Below are 17,985 nucleotides of genomic sequence, written 5' to 3' on the forward strand. Positions count from 1 at the left end.
TTATGACCGGTATGAGGTCAATACGGGGCTGAGAAGGCTCTGTAAATATGAAATTTGCAAACCGTTGTTTTAATTGCCGCAGCCGGTAATCAGCACGGTTAATCCGGTTTTAACGCGAAAGCGCTATTGCCGATACTATCGATAGTCACGGGGCATAACGCGAATCGTTTGTTTTGTTGTTCATTCTGCCCGATGGACAAAACAAACCGATCGTCTGGAGATAAATATATGGCAACGAAGGCAAAGGAAAACGAAGAAGCTGAAGTCGAGCGCGATGGCGCGACCGATGGGCCGCTTCTCGACCTTTCGGACGACGCTGTCAAGAAGATGATTAAGCTCGCCAAGAAGCGTGGCTATGTCACGATGGACGAGCTGAATGCCGTGCTGCCTTCTGAGGAAGTCACATCCGAGCAGATCGAAGATACAATGTCGATGTTGTCCGATATGGGCATCAATGTTGTTGAAGATGACGAGCAGGATGCCGACGCAGAAGAGCGCGACGATGACAGCGAAGAAAGCGGCGGTGATCTGGTAGAAGCCGGCGGTACCGCGCTGGCGACAACGACCACCAAAAAAGAGCCGACAGACCGTACCGATGATCCGGTGCGTATGTATCTGCGCGAAATGGGTTCGGTTGAACTCCTGTCGCGTGAAGGTGAAATCGCGATTGCCAAGCGTATTGAAGCTGGCCGCGAAACCATGATTGCAGGGCTTTGCGAAAGCCCGCTGACATTCCAGGCTCTGATTATCTGGCGTGAAGCACTGAACGACCAGCAGATTTTGCTGCGCGAAATCATTGATCTTGAAACCACTTATGCGGGTCCTGAAGCCAAACAGGCGCCGGTTATCGAGCGTGTGGAAGAGCAGCCTGCGCGCGGTGATGACAAGGGTGGTCGCCGTTCACGCGATGACGATGATATCACCAATGTCGGCGGTGAAATTCAGGAAGAATATGACGAGGATGAAGACGATGAGGCCAATCTGTCGCTTGCTGCGATGGAAGCCGAATTGCGTCCTCAGGTCATGGAAACCCTCGATCTGATCGCTGATACCTATAAGAAACTGCGCAAATTGCAGGATCAGCAGGTTGAAGGCCGTCTGGCTGCTGCCGGTGAATTGTCGACCTCGCAGGAGCGCCGCTACAAGGAACTGAAAGATCAGCTGATTAAGGCCGTTAAGTCGCTGTCGCTGAACCAGAACCGTATTGAATCGCTGGTTGAGCAGCTCTACGACATTAACAAGCGTCTCGTTCAGAACGAAGGTAAGCTCCTGCGTCTTGCGGAATCTTTCGGCGTGCGCCGTGAAGAATTCCTCAAAGAATATCAGGGCAATGAACTTGACCCGAACTGGACTGACCGACTTGCAACCCTGACAGCCCGCGGCTGGAAGGACTTTGTTGCCAAGGAAAAACGCGGCATTGATAATCTGCGTTCGGAAATTCAGAATCTGGCCACTGAAACCGCGATTTCGATCGGTGAATTCCGCCGCATCGTTAATCAGGTGCAGAAGGGCGAGCGCGAAGCAACCATTGCCAAGAAGGAAATGGTTGAAGCAAACCTGCGTCTCGTGATTTCCATCGCCAAGAAATATACCAACCGTGGTTTGCAGTTCCTTGATCTTATTCAGGAAGGCAATATCGGCCTGATGAAGGCGGTTGATAAGTTCGAATATCGCCGTGGTTATAAGTTCTCGACCTATGCGACATGGTGGATCAGGCAGGCGATTACCCGTTCTATCGCGGATCAGGCACGCACTATCCGTATTCCGGTGCATATGATCGAAACGATCAACAAGATCGTTCGTACATCGCGCCAGATGCTGCATGAAATCGGCCGTGAACCGACACCGGAAGAACTGGCTGAAAAGCTGGCTATGCCTTTGGAAAAAGTGCGTAAGGTTCTGAAGATTGCCAAGGAGCCTATCTCCCTTGAAACGCCGGTGGGTGATGAAGAAGATTCACATCTGGGCGATTTCATCGAAGATAAGAATGCGCTGCTGCCGATTGATGCAGCCATTCAGGCAAACCTGCGTGATACCACGACCCGCGTTCTGGCATCGCTGACCCCGCGTGAAGAACGTGTTCTGCGTATGCGTTTCGGTATCGGTATGAACACCGACCACACGCTGGAAGAAGTCGGCCAGCAGTTCTCGGTTACCCGTGAGCGCATCCGTCAGATCGAGGCGAAAGCACTGCGTAAGCTCAAGCATCCGAGCCGTTCGCGCAAGCTGCGCTCGTTCCTGGATAGCTAATAAGCATAAGAAAGTGCCGTCATCCCTGTGGTGGCGGCATTTTTTAGAGCGTGTCGTGTTTAATACTAGCCGCTGGGCTCACTCTAAATTCTTTTAACTGTCGCATTGTCGCGGACGTTAAATGATCTCATTTAACTGCGAAATGCTCTAGGGGATAGAATGTCTTTTCTTAAACGCCTTTTTGGGTTTGGTGGTTCTGAAGCTGCTGATAGCAAGGCTCAGGCTGAGCCGGTCAGCAGTGAGCATAAGGGCTTCATCATTCTGGCAACGCCGTTTGCCGAAGCCGGACAGTTTCAGACCTGCGGCCTGATCCGTAAGGAAATCGCTGGCGAGATGAAAGAACATAAATTCATCCGCGCAGATCGTTTCGCAACCATGGATGATGCGGTAAATATTACCCTCATCAAAGCCCGTCAGATTATTGATGAGCAGGGCGACAATTTATTTCGTTAAACCGAGGCGAAATTGACGAGACATAAGGCCCGGTTTACCGGGCCTTTTATTTTGAAATTGATTTATCCGGCCGCAGTAAGTTTGCTAAAATGCTGCGGGAAGGTGAGGGCGTTATGAAGAAACCATTCTGGCAAACCAAAACATTGCGTGAGCTGAACAAGCAGGAGTGGGAAAGCCTTTGTGATGGCTGCGGCCAGTGCTGCCTGCATAAATTGCAGGATGATGATACTGACGAAATTTATGGCACCAGTGTTGCCTGTACTTTGCTGGACGGCACAAGCTGTCAGTGCTCGGATTATCCGAACCGCAGAAAAACCGTGCCGGATTGCGTATTTCTGACACCGGAAATCATTGAGACCGTGCGCTGGTTGCCGGAAACCTGCGGTTATCGCCGTGTATCAGAGGGCAGGGATCTGGAGTGGTGGCATCCGCTTGTTTCCGGCTCCAAAGAAACAGTGCATGAAGCCGGTATTTCCGTGCGTGGCAAGATCACTGCTTATGATCATGATCTGCCGGATGAAGAGGCATATCTGAAACATATGACCGGTCACATTGCCTGATAAAAAGTGATCAGATGAACTGCAAATGAATGATTGATTGCTGCTGCATTCAGAAATAGCCTGCTAAATATTGGATATCGCAACAAGCAAAGAATTATCCAAGGAGGACAATATGTCGGGTTTCTCAATGAAGGCAGCAATTGTTTCCGGCCTGATTGGTCTTGCCGGTGTTTTCTCGGCCGGTGCATCGGCACAAGCCGCATCGCCTGCAGTATCGCTCACAGTCAGCGGTGTGGCGGCAACCGGTGCGCCGGTGGTGCAGGTGAACCATCGTCATGGCCATTATAACCGTCCGCAATATCGTCCGAACCGTTATGCCTGCACACCGCGCAATGCGGTCTCCAAAGCATCGCGTATGGGCATTCGCGGGATGCGCGTGCATAGCAACCGCTCAACGATCCGCGTCTCCGGTTATCGCCATGGCCGTCCGGTGAGTGTGCTCTTCGGTAAAGCGCGTGGTTGCCCGATCTTGCGTTAATCCGGCATTGACCGGTTGAATTGATTTCCTGTCAGGCTGTGAATCGAACAGATTCGCAGCCTGATTTTTTATGCGGATGAGAAGGCGGCTTTTGGCGCTAAAATTACGGAAATATCTTGTTTTACAGAATGATATGCTGTGCCGTCCTTAATATCCGGTATGTCTTTAAACACTGATTGATAATGTTTTGGCTGATAAGCGAGTTAGTCTTGCGATCATGTTTCGATTCAGGTAGATCGGGATTGCGTGGGCCTGTAGCTCAATTGGTCAGAGCCGGCGGCTCATAACCGCTTGGTTGGGGGTTCGAGTCCCTCCGGGCCCACCATCCTCACTTGGGTTTGTTAGCGTTATTATTGTAGCGTGACGCGATTTTTCGGAATTTTGTCATGAAGCACTGGAATTTTTTAAATTCCAATCATGGTGTCAAATCATCTTCAAAGGGTCTTTAAAGGAACTTCAAAGCTGTAGCGCTCAATATCGCGTGGCAGTGAGTGCAAGATCAAGTGGCAACAGTTTTATGAACTATAGCTGCCACTTGATCGCTACTTAACAGCCTCTTTAACGACCTGTAATGATCAGCTCTTTTGCGGCAGTTCCCTTACCAGAGATCGAATAGGTCAGGCCAACTTCACGGAAGTCAAACGCGATGAAGATTTCCCTTATCTGCGGCACATCATTAATCGACATAATAAACCGGCCTTTGATACGTCCCAGACGATCAGCCATCAGGGCAAACTGATCTCGGCCGAATAAGGTTTTGCCGTAGTCATCTTCTGATCCCCAATATGGCGGGTCGAGATAGAACAGCGTTTCCGGCCGGTCATAGCGATCAATGAAAGCCTGCCAATCCAAGTTCTCAAGCACGACGCCAGATAGCAATGCGATGTGCATCTTCCGCAGCTATGCGTGCAAGCTTTGCCTGTGCCAGTGATGGCAATAGAGATATGTGGTACTCAAAACCTCTATTAGAATCTGTAGCTTTGCGTACTTGATCAGCACCTGCATTATTCCATCTCTCGTGTTTGATGAGATCGTATAATGTAGCCCTAGCAGTCGGTAATCTCGGAAGCTTAAGCGCGATAAGGTCAGATGCTGTGAGCCAGTCCTTCATCGACGCATCCTTTCCGGTACATCAATATGTGCTGTAAGCAGGGATTTGAGTTCACGGGCAACGCGTTTCTTTTCCCGCTCCAGCATGCCGATCTCAGCAAGAATGGCTTCTTTTCCAACAAGCATGGTCACGCCCTGCATGGCAGCGGCTTCATCCCATAACCAAGGGGCTGCTGTGGCATGCACAAATGCGGCAAAACGTGGAATGGTAATGTCGTGAGCACGTTTGCTTTCTGCCGTCCATGTATCAAGCATGGACTTTGAAACATTCACTCCGAGATAGAGCGACATGCGTGCGGCGATTGTTGGCCGGTCATACTGGCATTCGCGTATGGCTCGTGCCATTGCCTGTTTCATGCGGGCACGGTAGCGATCAAGATCAATCTGCTGCACAGGTAGGGTGTTTTCCCGTTGTTCATGGCTGGTGTGGAGCGTACCGTAATTGGATTAATCAAGCCGCGCTCAGCCATAGAGGCCGTAATCGCAAGGGCATGATCTTCATCGACCGGCCGTGCACGTTCACCAATATGAATATCTTTAAGAGGAAGGGTTTTGAACGTAGCCATTATGCTGCCTCGGTATTGTCTGTCTGTGTGGAGTGCATGAAAAGAAGGCTGCGGGCGCGTTCAGCCATAACCATGTAGTGGCTGGCAAAACGATCATGCTGCATGCGATCGTCGATGGTACGCAGAGCGCGATTAATTGCTTCGCGTGAACGGGCTTCTTGTTCAACAACACGGCGTTTTGGCCAACCAAACTCACGAATTAGAATGTGCATGACAATCTGACGGGCAAGGGCTGCATCAAACCACTGATGTGGTGGCTCGACGATGTCGCGGATAGTCAGGTGCGGAAATCCCTCGCGTACGGCGCACAGGCTGGCATGTACGCTTGCTTCATAAACCTGTGTCTGATCGTAAGGGTTGAACATGATAACCTCGTTTCATCTGGGGAACGATATCGGGACGGCGGGGGGCTTGCCGCCCCGATATCGATTGTCGCCGGACGGGGGATGGCGACAATTTGAATGGGTTAGGGACTTTTAAAAACGCCCTTAGAAGTAGCTATTCTTAAAGAATCTTGATTAGTTGGCCGGTGCCGGACGGTCTGACCCACCGTCCGGCACCTTCATTCCCTTATGCAAACCCCACAAAGGAACGATTTGAATGGATCCCGAAGTAGATTCCGAGTTGGTTGCTTTACAAAGCATGTTCGAAGGAACAAACATGACATTATTGGCGCTCTCGTTAGCGCTGCTGGATGCGGGCGTTATCAATAAGGAACGACTTATCGAAATCATCGATAGCCTCCACGGAATCTTGGCTGCTGAGTTCGTTGGAAAATTTGGCGATTTAAGTGACGCTGAAATTGCCCTGAACTCTCTACGTGGATGGCTAGACGGTTCAGAGTGGAAGCAGGGACTTGTTGTTGAGCATCTCCACAAATTAGAGAAATCAGAGTTTTTTCGCAGCCAGATGCGGTTAGTAAATTCGAAACATAACCAGCAACGATTTCAGGGCGATGATGAATAAACGGATCGAATTTACAGGTCATAACAGCATCCATTATTGTCGCTGAATAAGATCAGTTACGCGCGCCGGTAACGCTTCATCAAACTCATTGAGTGCTAGCCTCATGCCCTTGCATGCGGCTTCAGCAACGTTTGTGCGCTCACGGACAAGCAGGTGAATATGATGTGTTTTTGCGCACATCTGCACCGTGACTTCGGCAGGAATAATCATGCCGTTCACATTGTGCATGAACAGACCGCAAGTGTGCTGAATAGCAGGAGTGCTGTGAGTTTTATGACCTTCACCGGTCTGTGGATGCTCAATTTCGCCGTTACGAACCCGCCAGTACCATTCGGTAAACTCGGCAATGTCTGGCACATCCACATGGCTTACCGTCAACTCAGTAGTCAAAAAGCGATATGCGATTTCAACAGTCCAAGACTTGTCGATAATGCCTTCAAAGGCACTGCAAACCACCTTTTTAGCGCGTGTCGGTACCCGTTCAAAAAATGGAATGGGAATATGATTAAGAATGCCAGTCATAACATAACTCCTGAATATCGGATCAGAGCAAGAAAAACGGCTGACACTCCTGCCAACGCAAAACTAAAGACAAGCAGGAGGCCAGCCATATGACGCACAGGATCGTGCGCCGGTATGAATGGATTTCTGTCTATTTCGGAACGCTTTTTCGACATTGGCGATGCTCCGGAAGCGCGTAATGATGATCCTGTCATCAACGAGTACAGGAATGATGGAATGAGCGAGAAAGCGCTAAACTTGAAACCGGACAGCATAACCGAACGTCTCAAACGGCTTGAAGACTGGGTCGGTCTGGACAAACACGGATATCCGGAGCCGGATGCTGTTTCAGTCGCTGAAAAATGGTGGGAACACAGATCATCATCTCGCATCTTTTGAAGCTGCTCGACTTTATCTTTCCGGACTTCTCCAGTGATCGCTTCCAAAGATCAGTCCACCAGTCTTTGGCGGACTTAGTGACCAGGTTAGAACCGGATGAGGAATTCATTGATGAACCTGAACGGGTGCACGAAGTCATAGACATGCTCATTGGGAATCTCCCGAAGCATAAGACTGAGCAGCTGTAGCCTTATAAATGGCACCGATTTCCTGAACTGACAGCAACCGATGCATAGCGCTCAAGCTCTTGAAATTCGGCTCGGATTGCGTTTTGGCAGCGCTATTGCGGCTATCGTCAATAACTGTGAGCTGTGCTTTCATCGTCATGCTGCGACCTGCTTTTCAGCGAGCGCACGGCGACCGTTACGATAGTTTTCAGCTGGTTGCGGGCTTATTCTGCGACCATCAGCATGATAGCGGCTAAACCAAAGCAGGTGCGGAAGGCGTCCTAATGCAGCAGCAATCGCACGCTCACCGGCAACATGTGGCTCATAAAGAGTGTTTCCGGCTGTGCCGGTTGGAAGGTTATATTCCTCGTCAATTTTGACGAGTGTAATCTTTGCAATAATCAGCGCGCTTTTAATGCGTGCAATTTCGGCAAGCCTTCTCCGTTCGGCCCGGCTGATCTTGCCGCCGTCATCGTTCCGGTGCATAAAGGATTCCTTCCAGAGGGAGGCCGGGCATGGCCTCCTTTTTTGGGATGTTAAATTCTGCGAACACAGAAAGGAATAACTAGAAAAATGGTTATTTATGAAAATAGATGAAAAACCCTAATAGCGTTGGCGCAAGGGCTCATGAGGTACGCAAAGAAACAGGAAAAACTCAGGCTGAAATGGCTAAGTTTTTGGGTCTTGCTATAGCCACTTGGCAAAAAATTGAGCGCAATGAAGGTTTACCAAGCGGTGAAACGCTTTTGCTATTTGAACAACTAGGTATTAATGCAGGTTGGATTCTTACAGGATTAGGCCCGAAACACCTTAAGGATCGATCACCGGCGCCAAGCATTGCAGTCGATCCGCAATTGCTCAGAAAGCTGCATCGGGCTGCCAGATTGGCGTACAAAGAAGAAGGCTTTCATATCCCTGACGAAGACAGCATCGCGATTGAAGCGGGCAACCTATATAACCAGCTATTAGAGAGCGTTTCTGATGTAAGGGACACAAGAATAGTGGATGCTATTATTCCGGTTCTTATTGAAGAATTAAAAGCTAGGCTTGGACAAGCCAAGGCAGAACCAGGCACTGGCAAACGTTCGGCCTGAGGGTCGTACAGATCGCAGCCTCTGTATCATATGTGATAGAGTCGTTTTGGGGCTTCATTGACCGTAGTCAATTTGCCACGTTTTTGATTGAGATTTTGTAACAAACCTGTTTCAAAACTTTGCCTCTGCAGCTTCTCATTTTTTATACGAGCTGATTTTCTTCTCGGAATCTTAAAATTGCTTATTTTCTTAGTAACTAATTGATTTCAAACTATAATCACCCAAATTTCGAAATCTGGAATTTGAAATTTGGATTTTATGGGTAAAATTACCTGTAACAGCAGCAATCGTCGAAAAGCCTTAAAGGCTCATCAATTGTTATTTATCAATGGTTTGAAGATGCCTTAAAGGCTTTTGGAAGTTTTCTGAAGGGTTTCTTAAAGGCAGAACGTGTTATGCTGCCATTTGACAAAATTTGAGCGATTTTGCTTCATTCTCGTGTCAAAAATGGCTAAACACTGTTCCTGACACTTTTCGCACAAGTCGCTGAATTATAATCAGTTTTCACGAGTTCCTAAGCGTTCTCAGTTATTCCCATAAATTCCGGTACTATCTGTCAAACAACACTGGTGATTGTTGCTGCGGCTAAAATCCAGTTGGTCACTGTGATTGTGAGTTCCTGCTTCTGGAGCAATCTTAAAACAATCCAGACCACAACCCATGTTACGGCAGTGCCGATAAATATGGTTCCGGTGAAGCTGATTAGTATTTCAGAGACATCTGTTCCCGAAACAACCTTCCCGAGAGCTTTGCTGCTTCCGTGCAGCAAAGCCAATATTATAAGAGTTGCAGCCGAGTTCATAACTGGTTTCATGGAGACGGCTTTTGCTTAAAGCGCGTCGTCCTCGTTTTCATCATCATCATCATCGGATTCAACAACATCCCATAGAAAGGCGCGCAAGCGTTCCTCAATGTTTTTTCGTGAAGCGCCGGATGCTTCCATGTCGCGCTTAATTTTGAAGAAACGGCCTTTGTCGGTGGGTGAAAGATATTTTGTTGCGGATTCTAGATTTGATAATTCACTGGCCATAAATGTCGGATGCTTCTTAAATGGTGAAAAGGACGGAAGTGCGTAGTTTAACATCTTGGTGTTTAAAAACAGTAAGATATTATCTCTGCTCTGTGCAGATCATTTTTTGATGTGGTGAGTAGCTATGACTTATGACGAATATAATGCCTTTTGCGGCAGCTTGCCGGCAACAACTTATGTTGTTCAATGGGGTGGTTCACATGTCTGGAAAGTCGGCGGCAAGGTTTTTGTCATTGGCGGCTGGCATAATGACCAGCCGAGTTTCAGTTTTAAAGTCAGTCATATTGCATTTGAAATGCTGCAGGAGCAGCTGGGGTTGCGCCCTGCGCCATATCTTGCCTCGCGCGGCATGAAGTGGATACAGCATTATGCGGAACCGGGTCTCAGTGACGATGAGCTGAAGGATTATATCCTGCAATCCTACCATCTTGTTGCGCAGGGACTGTCAAAGAAAAAGCAAAAAGAACTCGGCTTACTGATATAGGCCTTGTGTTCGGGAAATTTGCGCCGATATTACCGCAGAGACCTTTTCATAATCAGTGGCTCATTGGATCTTGGCGCGGTGTAATTCATGACCACCCGTATTGTTCTGGATTTAACATCGGTTCTATTGGCGCAATCCAGAAGTGCCTGTTGTGCACTGAGAGCAAAGACTTTGCCCGCTTCCCGCACAGGGCGATATTCGACAGTGATGATCTCCAATAACTCACCATCCGCATTATAAGTGACTTCAAAAATGGCTGATGCTTTTTGATAGTCAATTTTCTCCGGCAATTTCCAGCATTTACCTGCCATTTCGGCAATCACTTCGCCGATAGGGGCGGCATGAAGTGAGGACGGAAACAGGCTGCAAGCCAGAAGAATTGCGAAACAGGACTTACTCATATCTCTCCCGATACATCATAGTGCTGATGTATAGATAAGCATAAACCATGCCGAGGGGTAGGTGCGGGGGATTATAATATGGGTATGGTGATAAAGAATACGGACTGACCACCGGCAGGGAATTGCAAGACCTTTTGTGACGGTGTCTTTGCTGCTGTTTTGAGTTTGGCTGTTCAGAAATAAAAAAGCCCCGCAATGCGGGGCTTTCTTTTTAGTTCGCCAGTATGGATTAGAACTTGTAGTTCACACCAACGCGTACTGTGTGGAACGGAGCCTTAACTTCACCGAAGCGAACGCCGTTAACATTATCCAGTTTCAGCTTGCCGAGGTCGGTGTAGAGGTATTCGGTCTTCAGAGTTACGTTGTTTGTAACAGCGTATTCTGCACCGGCACCTACAGTGTAACCAACTTTAGTGTCGGACTGGGAGAAGCTTGTTGTGCCATCAAAAGCGGAAGCTTTGATTTTACCGTAAGCAACACCACCTGTTGCGTAAACCATGAAGCGGTCAACCGGTGTGTAACCGAGACGAACGCGGGTTGTACCGAACCAGTTGATTTTGGCTTCTGCACCGTATGTGGTCGCGCCGTAAGTTACTTCAGCGTCGGATTTCAGGTTGCCGCCCTGGAAGTCAGTTTCGATACCAACGATGGTCTGGTCGAACTGCCAGTTGTAACCGGCCTGAATACCGCCGAGGAAGCCGCTTGCATTGTCTTTAGCGGATACTGCAAAGTTGTCGTAACCGTTGAACTTGTTCTTGCCGCCTGCATAACCGGCGTTAAGACCGATATAGCCGCCTGTCCAGGAGAAAGTGTCAGCTACAACAGCAGGAGCTGGTTCGTTGTAAACGATAGCATCAGCTGCGAAAGCGCTTGTGGAGGAGAGAAGCAGAGCAGCTGCCAGAGTTGTATATTTCATGTGATGAACTCCTTTTAGATTTCGTTAGAAACATAAAATATACCCTCGGAAATGTCTGTCACAAATATGCAACAGCAAGTTCTTATCGACTTGAAGTAAATGTGATCGCATTGACACTTTTCCGCCATAATGTAACTGTGCGCGCCGCTCACGAAAACGTGTGATTTGTCACGTAAATATTATGCGGCCTGACCTGCGCTGTGGCCCGATGCCCATGCCCATTGGAAGTTAAATCCGCCAAGCCAGCCGGTTACATCCACACATTCTCCAATGAAATAAAGACCTTGTACCTTTTTGGATTCCATCGTCTTTGAGTCGAGCTCATCAGTGCTGATACCGCCGAGTGTAACTTCCGCCGTGCGATATCCTTCGGAACCTGCCGGTTTGATATGCCAATCCTGAATTGCGGCAACGAGATTTGTTAAGATCTTGTCGGACAAATCAGCCAGAGGCTTGTTCAATTGTGTCTTTTCCGTGAAAAACTGGGCTAAACGGCGGGGCAGCTTTTCTGCAAGGGCCGTCTGGACAGATTGTTTGCCATTCGTTTTTCGTGCATTTTTTAACAATGTGAGGAAGTCAAAGTCCGGTTCAATGGTCAAAACGACCTCATCGCCCTCGCGCCAATAGGATGAAATCTGCAGAATCGCAGGGCCGCTCATACCGCGATGGGTGAAAAGCAGTGCTTCGCGGAATCGGGTTTTGCCATGTTTAAGCTCGGCATCGACGGCTATCCCTGAAAGCGGGCTGAGCTGTTCCAGCAGATTGGGTTCCAGCGTCAAGGGTACAAGACCGGGGCGGGGTTCAATCATGCTGTGCCCAAACTGACCGGCAATAGTGTAAGCAAAACCCGTGGCTCCCATTTTCGGGATGGATTTGCCGCCGGTGGCAATAATCAGCGATTGCGCTTCGATTTTGCCATAGCTCGTCGTAACTATAAAACCGTCTGTGGTTTTGCTGATGTCCGAAACTGTGGTGTTGAGGTCGAGCCGCACATTCGCCTGCTGCATTTCCGTGCGCAGCATATTGATAATGTCTTTAGCACTGTGGTCGCAAAACAGCTGCCCCAATGTTTTTTCATGCCAGCTGATGCCGTAGCTATCGACCATGGCGATGAAATCCTGCGGCGTGAAGCGTGCTAGTGCGGATTTACAAAAATGCGGATTGGCGGACAGATAGTTTTTTGCCGTTGCATGAATATTGGTGAAGTTGCAGCGGCCGCCGCCGGAAATGCGGATTTTGTCACCAGGGGATTTCGCATGGTCAATCAGTACGACGGAGCGACCCCGCTGACCGGCACGGATTGCACACATCATTCCGGCTGCGCCTGCACCGATAATTACAACGTCTTTTTTCTCAATCACGGTGAGGCTTTCTGTTCCGGAAAACGGGTAGGAGGATAAAGGCGTCTATATAAAGCAAAAAAGGCAGCCGTCGAGCGCTGCCTTGTTGATTGCGGGGAGAATGCAGTTTTAACGGAACGCTACGCCCGCATTGCGCATCTGGCTCATCATGGTTTGCAGCGAGCCGCCAATATCAATCGCGCGGCTTAAATCCGGCAACACAGTGACTTTGAAACCTTGTGCCGCTGCATCCAGAGCCGAATAGGCCACACAGAAATCGGTGGCCAGACCTGCGAGTGTTACATGTTTAATGCCGCGCTCGCGCAAATAGCCGCCAAGACCGGTCGGGGTCATGTGGTCATTTTCGAAGAAAGCGGAATAGCTGTCGATAGCTTTACGATAGCCTTTGCGGATCACCAGCTCGGCTTTTGTCCATTGCAGGTCTTTATGAAACTCCGCGCCATGGGTTCCCTGTACGCAATGATCCGGCCACAAAGTCTGTTTGCCATAGGACATTGTTACCATTTCATAAGGCTCGCGGCCTTCATGGGTCGAAGCGAAGCTGGAATGACCTGCGGGATGCCAGTCCTGTGTCAGGATGACATGGTCAAAGTGCTCAATCTCCTGATTGATGCCTGCAACGATACTGTCCCCGCCGGCTACAGCCAGCGCGCCTCCGGGGCAAAAATCATTCTGAATATCAATCACAATAAAGGCGGAGTTTTTCTGATCGTGTTGTGGCATCCCATTCTCCCGCTGCGTCACGTCCGAGAGCGATCAGTGACGAAAGCACGCGGAAAGGTCAAGAGGATCAGGCTTCGATTTCCACCCGACCCAAAGGATGAGAGCAGCAGGCAAGAATATAACCTTCTTCAATTTCATCATCGCGGATACCGCCATTATGATTCATGACGGTTTCGCCGCTGAGGCATTTGACTTTGCACGTACCACAAACACCAAACTCGCAGGCGCTTGGTATTTTCAACCCGCCATTACGCGCTGCCAGCAATACGGTGTCGGTCGGGCTGCACTGCACTTCCATGCCGGATAGTGTGAAAATAACGCTCGGCGCTTCTGTCTCTGCATCACCGGCTGCGGCTTCAAGTGCGGCAGGCACCGGTATGGCCGGAGCTTCCGAGGCGGGCTGAAAGCTTTCCTGATGATAATTGTCCATGTTGAAACCGTTGGCCTCAAGCATGTCACGCACAGCGCGCATAAACGGCTCTGGGCCGCAGCAGAAGACTGTGCGGTCTTTGAAGTCCGGCGCGGAAATATCAATAATACTATGGCTGATACGGCCATGAACGCCGCTCCAGACATTGCGGGCGATGGAACGCTCAACAACCAGTTGCAGGCGCAGGTTATCCATGCGGCTGGCAAGCAGTTCCAGCTCTTTGCGGAAAATGATTTCATCCGGTGAGCGGGCGCAATTGAGAAAAACCACATCGCTGGCCGGTTGCGTATCATAAAGAAAACGCGTCATCGACATCATCGGCGTGATGCCGGAACCGGCTGAGATGAACAGGTATTTTTTGCCCGGATGCGAAACGAGCGAGAAGTCACCGGCAGGACCAAAAGCTTTGAGCTGCATGCCCGGACGCATATTATCCAGCATCCAGCGGGTACCGATACTGCCTGCCTGTGCCTTAATGGTGATGGATACGGAATAAGGGCGCGACGGCGTGGAAGACAGCGTATAGGTGCGCATGACCGGTTCCGGTGCGGCCGGTATCTCAATCGTGATGAACTGACCCGGCATATAGCGGAACCAGTTATTATTCTCCGGCGTGCGGAACGAGAAAGTCATCACGTCCGGCGCTTCTTCAATCGCCGCATCACATTCCAGAACCTGAAGCCTGTCGTTCCACGGCAGCATTTCATCAAGATATTTCATTCGTGCTGCTCTTCACCTGAAGGGGGCTTGAGGTGGGTTCATAGTGAACCTGCCTGTCATGATATTGTCCGGAGCGCTGTGTTGCGCTCCGGGATATTGCGTTGAATATCAGGCCACGCGGCTGAGTTTTGCAACTTCACCTTGCAGACGGGGGGTGATGAAATTGGCGTACCATTCAATAAATTGCATGACGCCGCCTTCATGCTCCACGGAATAAGGTCCCGGCTGATAGGCCGGTGAGCGGATGCCGCGAGCGTTTTCTTCCACAATCCGGCGATCCTGATCATTGGTCTCGATCCAGACATGGGTCAGCTCATCAAGATTGTAATCAACGCCTTCAACCGCATCTTTATTGACCATCCATTTGGTGGTGACCATGGTTTCCTCGGCGCTGATCGGCAGCACGCGGAAGGAAATTGCATGATCGATCATCACATGGTTCCATGTCGACGGATAGTTGAACAGCAGCATCGCGCCGATTTTGGATGCTCTGACTTCAGAGCTCAGGCTTTTCGCCACAGCGGGCTTGCCGGACATTGTATAACTGTCGGCATCGCGCAGCAGCGGAATGCGGGCAATACGATACTGACCGTTCTCGGACATATTGAATTTGGCAGGCAGGCCGGTATCTTCACAGCGCTTCCAGAGCTGGTTGGTTTCCTCATCCTCCATCATGCCCTGTACGCCGGTGGCGCTTGGTGCTTCAGGATAGGTGCGGCACAGTTCCGGATGGTTGGCGGCGCAATGGTAGCATTCGCGGTTGTTTTCCCAGACCAGCTTCCAGTTGCCTTTTTCAATGATCGTGCTTTCAAAGGCGATCTTGGCATCTTTAATCTGGTGCGGAGCCAGATAAGGCTCAACCGTTGCGCGGAAAGCGTTGAAATCCGGTGCTTCATCCGCGACACATATATAAATGTAACCGGCGACAGTTTCGCAATGCACGGTTTTCAGGCCGAAATCCGCCGGTTTGAAATCAGGGCCAACCTGACGGGCAAACAATAACTTACCATCCAGATCATAAGTCCACTGATGATAAGGGCAGACGAGACGGGCAGCTGTACCTTTTTCCGCAGTGCAGATACGTGAACCGCGATGGCGGCAGGTATTGTGAAAAGCGCGGATGCCGCCCTGACTGTCACGCACGACAATCACCGGATAATCACCGATCTGCACAGTGATATAGCTGCCTGCTTTCGGCAGTTCACAATCATGGCCGACAAAAACCCATTCACGGTACCAGATATGTTCAAGATCCAGCTTGTAAAAGTCGGGATCTGTGTAGAATTTCTGTCCGAGACTGAAATTCGGGTCGCGCCCCAACAAGTCACTCAGCATCTGATTGCGGACGTCCATAATATGCCTCGCATAGCGTTGTTCATCGGGGGTGCCGGACTTTAAAATATGTCGCTGCCGGAGTGGCTTATGTGCGACATGAAAAAGCCTGATCCCGTATGGGTATTAAGATTGACGACAAGAGTTAAGTCTCAGAATATTTCTCAAAAAATCTGCTCTGATTATCCGTATTCAACCATTGAAATATGGCGGACGCGCATACGAAAACGACATGGGCTTCGCGTAAAGACGACACGCCAAACCGCCGCATCCGGAAATTTATCGGCGGCAATATTTTGTAACCGAAAAGGGACTGGTCAGACGGGGCAGGCCGTGCTTTTCTGTTGCGCAGACAAGACCCGTATCAAACGGATGACCGCTGGAGGAAACATTTATGAAACGCTCGGAAATTAATGAAATTATCCGTGAAAGTGATCGCTTTATCCGGTCTTTCGGTTTTGTCATGCCGCCTTTTGCCTATTGGTCGCCGGAGGAAATGCGCACCCGTGTGAGCGATGACAGTGCAGCAATCCGCAATGCGCGTCTCGGCTGGGATATTACTGATTACGGGCAGGGGCGTTTCGATGAAATGGGGCTTTTCCTGTTTACCGTGCGCAACGGACAGGCCGAAGATCTGCAAAAAGGCACTGGTATGCTTTATGCAGAAAAGATCATGATCTCGCGCGAGAACCAGTTGTCGCCGATGCATCGCCATATGGTGAAAGCTGAGGATATTATCAATCGCGGTGGTGCCAAACTGGTGCTGGAAATGTTCAATTCCAATCCAGATGGCTCGATTGATGATAAAAGCGACGTGGTTGTTGCCTGTGACGGGCGTATCAAACGGCTGTCTGCCGGAGGTTTACTGAAGCTTGATCCGGGGGAGAGTGTAACTCTGATGCCCGGTAACTGGCATGCTTTCTGGGGTGAGGGTGGTGATGTGCTGATCGGCGAGGTTTCAACCGTCAATGATGATCTGACGGATAACATCTTCCGTGAACCGATCGGCCGGTTCTCCGATGTGGAAGATGATGTCCAGCCACTGCATTTGTTGGTGTCTGATTATGACAAGTGGCTGGCTTAAAGTTCTGTCAGGCGATTGCCTTTAATGCCCATGACGTAAAGTTCTGCATGAAACGCGCGCGATCTGTTTCATGCAGGCTTTCATGACGCATATCCGGATAAATCTGTGTGGTGATATTGCTGAAACCGGAAGCTTTCAGTCTTTTCTCCAGTGCAAGCAGGGATTTGCCACCTTCTGTTGAAGGGTCCTGTCCGCCACCCTGTAAATAAAGCGGCATATGCAACGGTATCGCTTGTTGCGGTGCAGGATTGTTGCAGCGACGCATAAAGCGGAAAACATCGATCCACATACTGACTGACGGATCATAGCCGCAGAGCGGATCATTATTATAAAGCGCAACCTCCGCTGTATCATGGGACAGCCAGTCAAATTGTGTCTGATAATTTTTCACCTGTTTCGCCCATGTGCGGAAAGTCATGGCTGGCAGGAAATGGCTCGGAACATCGGAGCCGAGAAACATGCGCTCGGCTTTGAGTAAAGTGAAAGCCAGTGTTTGATTCAGCACATTGGCAAAATTGGAATTGCAGATGGCTGCCGCATCGGGCGTGCAGAATTTTCCGCATAAAGCAGCGAGTGTTACCAATCCCCCCATGGAATGGCCGAAGAGAATGAGCGGCAGTTGACCATGTCTTTCGCGGATTGTCTTTTCAACAAAGCCGATATCCTGCAGAGTTTTTTCATCGCCATCTTTGATTGCAAACTGGCCGAGCGGTGCATCCGGTGCGCTGGTCAGCCCGTGTCCGCGATGGTCATGGGCATAGACGTTAAAGCCGTGCTCCGCGAGATAATCCGCAAAGTCATGATAGCGGGCAGCATGTTCAGCAAGGCCGTGGCTGATCTGTATATTGCCGATTGCCGTTTTCTTCGCCGGTTGAAAACGCAATGCCAGTTTTGCACCGCTCGGACTTAACAGGATTTCAGGATTATCAAACGGCATTGTGAAACCTTGTTTCGGGAGTG

General features: G+C 49.7%; 25 protein-coding genes and 1 tRNA gene. 10 read left to right on the forward strand and 16 right to left on the reverse strand.

Annotated features, from left to right (window positions below; all coding sequences use genetic code 11):
- Positions 1–228: 228 nt before the first annotated feature.
- From rpoD to BKD14_RS11255, 5 genes are all read left to right on the forward strand, one after another.
- On the forward strand, positions 229–2,250 hold the full coding sequence (rpoD, locus tag BKD14_RS11235; protein WP_022710979.1) for an RNA polymerase sigma factor RpoD: 2,022 nt from the start codon (positions 229–231) through the stop codon (positions 2,248–2,250).
- Positions 2,251–2,409: 159 nt separating this feature from the next.
- The gene (locus tag BKD14_RS11240; RefSeq protein WP_022710980.1) at positions 2,410–2,703 is read left to right on the forward strand and encodes an HlyU family transcriptional regulator; all 294 of its coding nucleotides are present in this window, start codon (positions 2,410–2,412) and stop codon (positions 2,701–2,703) included.
- Between the two features lie 89 nt (positions 2,704–2,792).
- A complete protein-coding gene (locus BKD14_RS11245) occupies positions 2,793–3,263 on the forward strand; it encodes a YcgN family cysteine cluster protein (RefSeq protein WP_245293624.1) in 471 nt (156 codons plus the stop codon).
- A gap of 112 nt (positions 3,264–3,375) precedes the next feature.
- Positions 3,376–3,741 carry a hypothetical protein gene (locus BKD14_RS11250; protein WP_075656386.1) on the forward strand — a complete coding sequence of 122 codons (366 nt, stop codon included), beginning with the start codon at positions 3,376–3,378 and terminating at the stop codon, positions 3,739–3,741.
- A gap of 248 nt (positions 3,742–3,989) precedes the next feature.
- A tRNA-Ile gene (locus BKD14_RS11255) sits at positions 3,990–4,066 on the forward strand.
- Positions 4,067–4,299: 233 nt separating this feature from the next.
- Here BKD14_RS11255 and BKD14_RS11260 read toward each other — a convergent pair.
- The 4 genes from BKD14_RS11260 to BKD14_RS11275 form a co-directional block, all read right to left on the reverse strand.
- Positions 4,300–4,632 carry a DNA adenine methylase gene (locus BKD14_RS11260; RefSeq protein WP_348625524.1) on the reverse strand — a complete coding sequence of 111 codons (333 nt, stop codon included), beginning with the start codon at positions 4,630–4,632 and terminating at the stop codon, positions 4,300–4,302.
- 216 nt (positions 4,633–4,848) lie between these two features.
- Positions 4,849–5,244 carry a hypothetical protein gene (locus BKD14_RS11265; RefSeq protein ID WP_175576093.1) on the reverse strand — a complete coding sequence of 132 codons (396 nt, stop codon included), beginning with the start codon at positions 5,242–5,244 and terminating at the stop codon, positions 4,849–4,851.
- Entirely contained in the window at positions 5,205–5,417 is a 213-nt protein-coding gene (locus tag BKD14_RS11270; protein WP_175576094.1) for a hypothetical protein, read from the reverse strand. Before BKD14_RS11270 ends, BKD14_RS11265 begins: the two co-directional genes overlap by 40 nt.
- Positions 5,417–5,782 (reverse strand): hypothetical protein, encoded by a 366-nt coding sequence (locus tag BKD14_RS11275; RefSeq protein ID WP_075656069.1) that lies wholly within the window; start codon positions 5,780–5,782, stop codon positions 5,417–5,419. The genes BKD14_RS11270 and BKD14_RS11275 overlap by 1 nt, the downstream gene beginning before the upstream one ends.
- Before the next feature lie 235 nt (positions 5,783–6,017).
- On the opposite strand from BKD14_RS11275, the gene BKD14_RS11280 reads away from it, so the two are divergent.
- Positions 6,018–6,383: a hypothetical protein gene (locus BKD14_RS11280; RefSeq protein WP_075656071.1), complete on the forward strand. Its 366-nt coding sequence runs from the start codon at positions 6,018–6,020 to the stop codon at positions 6,381–6,383.
- Between the two features lie 33 nt (positions 6,384–6,416).
- On the opposite strand, the gene BKD14_RS11285 is transcribed toward BKD14_RS11280, so the two are convergent.
- Entirely contained in the window at positions 6,417–6,905 is a 489-nt protein-coding gene (locus tag BKD14_RS11285) for a hypothetical protein (protein ID WP_075656073.1), read from the reverse strand.
- 114 nt (positions 6,906–7,019) lie between these two features.
- Between BKD14_RS11285 and BKD14_RS19320 the strand changes: the two genes are divergently transcribed.
- Entirely contained in the window at positions 7,020–7,283 is a 264-nt protein-coding gene (locus BKD14_RS19320) for a hypothetical protein (protein WP_075656075.1), read from the forward strand.
- Between the two features lie 147 nt (positions 7,284–7,430).
- Here BKD14_RS19320 and BKD14_RS11295 read toward each other — a convergent pair whose 3' ends face one another.
- Complete coding sequence (locus BKD14_RS11295; protein ID WP_075656077.1) at positions 7,431–7,610, reverse strand: hypothetical protein; 180 nt, start codon at positions 7,608–7,610, stop codon at positions 7,431–7,433.
- Positions 7,607–7,936 carry a helix-turn-helix domain-containing protein gene (locus BKD14_RS11300; RefSeq protein ID WP_075656079.1) on the reverse strand — a complete coding sequence of 110 codons (330 nt, stop codon included), beginning with the start codon at positions 7,934–7,936 and terminating at the stop codon, positions 7,607–7,609. Before BKD14_RS11300 ends, BKD14_RS11295 begins: the two co-directional genes overlap by 4 nt.
- 107 nt (positions 7,937–8,043) lie before the next feature.
- Between BKD14_RS11300 and BKD14_RS11305 the strand changes: the two genes are divergently transcribed.
- Positions 8,044–8,544: a helix-turn-helix transcriptional regulator gene (locus tag BKD14_RS11305; RefSeq protein WP_075656081.1), complete on the forward strand. Its 501-nt coding sequence runs from the start codon at positions 8,044–8,046 to the stop codon at positions 8,542–8,544.
- A gap of 556 nt (positions 8,545–9,100) precedes the next feature.
- Here BKD14_RS11305 and BKD14_RS11310 read toward each other — a convergent pair.
- A complete protein-coding gene (locus BKD14_RS11310; RefSeq protein WP_175576095.1) occupies positions 9,101–9,346 on the reverse strand; it encodes a hypothetical protein in 246 nt (81 codons plus the stop codon).
- 27 nt (positions 9,347–9,373) lie between these two features.
- The gene (locus BKD14_RS11315; protein ID WP_075656085.1) at positions 9,374–9,574 is read right to left on the reverse strand and encodes a hypothetical protein; all 201 of its coding nucleotides are present in this window, start codon (positions 9,572–9,574) and stop codon (positions 9,374–9,376) included.
- 124 nt (positions 9,575–9,698) lie between these two features.
- On the opposite strand from BKD14_RS11315, the gene BKD14_RS11320 reads away from it, so the two are divergent.
- A complete protein-coding gene (locus BKD14_RS11320; RefSeq protein ID WP_075656087.1) occupies positions 9,699–10,058 on the forward strand; it encodes an MmcQ/YjbR family DNA-binding protein in 360 nt (119 codons plus the stop codon).
- A 29-nt stretch (positions 10,059–10,087) separates the two neighbouring features.
- On the opposite strand, the gene BKD14_RS11325 is transcribed toward BKD14_RS11320, so the two are convergent.
- From BKD14_RS11325 to BKD14_RS11350, 6 genes are all read right to left on the reverse strand, one after another.
- Positions 10,088–10,459 (reverse strand): hypothetical protein, encoded by a 372-nt coding sequence (locus BKD14_RS11325; RefSeq protein ID WP_075656089.1) that lies wholly within the window; start codon positions 10,457–10,459, stop codon positions 10,088–10,090.
- 229 nt (positions 10,460–10,688) lie between these two features.
- Entirely contained in the window at positions 10,689–11,375 is a 687-nt protein-coding gene (locus BKD14_RS11330; RefSeq protein ID WP_075656091.1) for an outer membrane protein, read from the reverse strand.
- A gap of 179 nt (positions 11,376–11,554) precedes the next feature.
- Positions 11,555–12,736, reverse strand: a complete 1,182-nt coding sequence (locus BKD14_RS11335) for an NAD(P)/FAD-dependent oxidoreductase (RefSeq protein ID WP_075656093.1) — start codon at positions 12,734–12,736, stop codon at positions 11,555–11,557.
- Between the two features lie 108 nt (positions 12,737–12,844).
- The gene (gene pncA / locus BKD14_RS11340; protein ID WP_022710989.1) at positions 12,845–13,459 is read right to left on the reverse strand and encodes a bifunctional nicotinamidase/pyrazinamidase; all 615 of its coding nucleotides are present in this window, start codon (positions 13,457–13,459) and stop codon (positions 12,845–12,847) included.
- Positions 13,460–13,526: 67 nt separating this feature from the next.
- Positions 13,527–14,609, reverse strand: coding sequence for a hybrid-cluster NAD(P)-dependent oxidoreductase (locus BKD14_RS11345; protein WP_075656095.1), 1,083 nt, complete (start codon positions 14,607–14,609; stop codon positions 13,527–13,529).
- A 108-nt stretch (positions 14,610–14,717) separates the two neighbouring features.
- Entirely contained in the window at positions 14,718–15,962 is a 1,245-nt protein-coding gene (locus BKD14_RS11350) for an aromatic ring-hydroxylating dioxygenase subunit alpha (protein WP_075656097.1), read from the reverse strand.
- A 373-nt stretch (positions 15,963–16,335) separates the two neighbouring features.
- Here BKD14_RS11350 and BKD14_RS11355 point away from each other — a divergent pair, with 373 nt between their 5' ends.
- Positions 16,336–17,025, forward strand: coding sequence for a D-lyxose/D-mannose family sugar isomerase (locus BKD14_RS11355; RefSeq protein ID WP_075656099.1), 690 nt, complete (start codon positions 16,336–16,338; stop codon positions 17,023–17,025).
- Positions 17,026–17,032: 7 nt separating this feature from the next.
- Here the strand turns inward: BKD14_RS11355 and BKD14_RS11360 are convergent, their stop codons facing one another.
- Positions 17,033–17,962 (reverse strand): alpha/beta hydrolase, encoded by a 930-nt coding sequence (locus BKD14_RS11360; protein WP_075656101.1) that lies wholly within the window; start codon positions 17,960–17,962, stop codon positions 17,033–17,035.
- Between the last annotated feature and the right edge of the window lie 23 nt (positions 17,963–17,985).

Source organism: Pseudochrobactrum sp. B5 (genome assembly GCF_001939785.1).
GTDB classification, from domain to species: Bacteria; Pseudomonadota; Alphaproteobacteria; order Rhizobiales; family Rhizobiaceae; genus Pseudochrobactrum; species Pseudochrobactrum saccharolyticum.

Excerpts from the sequence above, each read along its gene's own strand:
- rpoD (WP_022710979.1), top strand. The coding sequence starts at position 229 with ATGGCAACGAAGGCAAAGGAAAACGAAGAAGCTGAAGTCGAGCGCGAT.
- BKD14_RS11240 (WP_022710980.1), top strand. The coding sequence starts at position 2,410 with ATGTCTTTTCTTAAACGCCTTTTTGGGTTTGGTGGTTCTGAAGCTGCT.
- BKD14_RS11245 (WP_245293624.1), top strand. The coding sequence starts at position 2,793 with ATGCTGCGGGAAGGTGAGGGCGTTATGAAGAAACCATTCTGGCAAACC.
- BKD14_RS11250 (WP_075656386.1), top strand. The coding sequence starts at position 3,376 with ATGTCGGGTTTCTCAATGAAGGCAGCAATTGTTTCCGGCCTGATTGGT.
- BKD14_RS11260 (WP_348625524.1), bottom strand. The coding sequence starts at position 4,632 with ATGCACATCGCATTGCTATCTGGCGTCGTGCTTGAGAACTTGGATTGG.
- BKD14_RS11270 (WP_175576094.1), bottom strand. The coding sequence starts at position 5,417 with ATGGCTACGTTCAAAACCCTTCCTCTTAAAGATATTCATATTGGTGAA.
- BKD14_RS11275 (WP_075656069.1), bottom strand. The coding sequence starts at position 5,782 with ATGTTCAACCCTTACGATCAGACACAGGTTTATGAAGCAAGCGTACAT.
- BKD14_RS11280 (WP_075656071.1), top strand. The coding sequence starts at position 6,018 with ATGGATCCCGAAGTAGATTCCGAGTTGGTTGCTTTACAAAGCATGTTC.
- BKD14_RS11285 (WP_075656073.1), bottom strand. The coding sequence starts at position 6,905 with ATGACTGGCATTCTTAATCATATTCCCATTCCATTTTTTGAACGGGTA.
- BKD14_RS19320 (WP_075656075.1), top strand. The coding sequence starts at position 7,020 with ATGAATGGATTTCTGTCTATTTCGGAACGCTTTTTCGACATTGGCGAT.
- BKD14_RS11295 (WP_075656077.1), bottom strand. The coding sequence starts at position 7,610 with ATGACGATGAAAGCACAGCTCACAGTTATTGACGATAGCCGCAATAGC.
- BKD14_RS11300 (WP_075656079.1), bottom strand. The coding sequence starts at position 7,936 with ATGCACCGGAACGATGACGGCGGCAAGATCAGCCGGGCCGAACGGAGA.
- BKD14_RS11305 (WP_075656081.1), top strand. The coding sequence starts at position 8,044 with ATGAAAAACCCTAATAGCGTTGGCGCAAGGGCTCATGAGGTACGCAAA.
- BKD14_RS11310 (WP_175576095.1), bottom strand. The coding sequence starts at position 9,346 with ATGAACTCGGCTGCAACTCTTATAATATTGGCTTTGCTGCACGGAAGC.
- BKD14_RS11315 (WP_075656085.1), bottom strand. The coding sequence starts at position 9,574 with ATGGCCAGTGAATTATCAAATCTAGAATCCGCAACAAAATATCTTTCA.
- BKD14_RS11320 (WP_075656087.1), top strand. The coding sequence starts at position 9,699 with ATGACTTATGACGAATATAATGCCTTTTGCGGCAGCTTGCCGGCAACA.
- BKD14_RS11325 (WP_075656089.1), bottom strand. The coding sequence starts at position 10,459 with ATGAGTAAGTCCTGTTTCGCAATTCTTCTGGCTTGCAGCCTGTTTCCG.
- BKD14_RS11330 (WP_075656091.1), bottom strand. The coding sequence starts at position 11,375 with ATGAAATATACAACTCTGGCAGCTGCTCTGCTTCTCTCCTCCACAAGC.
- pncA (WP_022710989.1), bottom strand. The coding sequence starts at position 13,459 with ATGCCACAACACGATCAGAAAAACTCCGCCTTTATTGTGATTGATATT.
- BKD14_RS11345 (WP_075656095.1), bottom strand. The coding sequence starts at position 14,609 with ATGAAATATCTTGATGAAATGCTGCCGTGGAACGACAGGCTTCAGGTT.
- BKD14_RS11350 (WP_075656097.1), bottom strand. The coding sequence starts at position 15,962 with ATGGACGTCCGCAATCAGATGCTGAGTGACTTGTTGGGGCGCGACCCG.
- BKD14_RS11355 (WP_075656099.1), top strand. The coding sequence starts at position 16,336 with ATGAAACGCTCGGAAATTAATGAAATTATCCGTGAAAGTGATCGCTTT.
- BKD14_RS11360 (WP_075656101.1), bottom strand. The coding sequence starts at position 17,962 with ATGCCGTTTGATAATCCTGAAATCCTGTTAAGTCCGAGCGGTGCAAAA.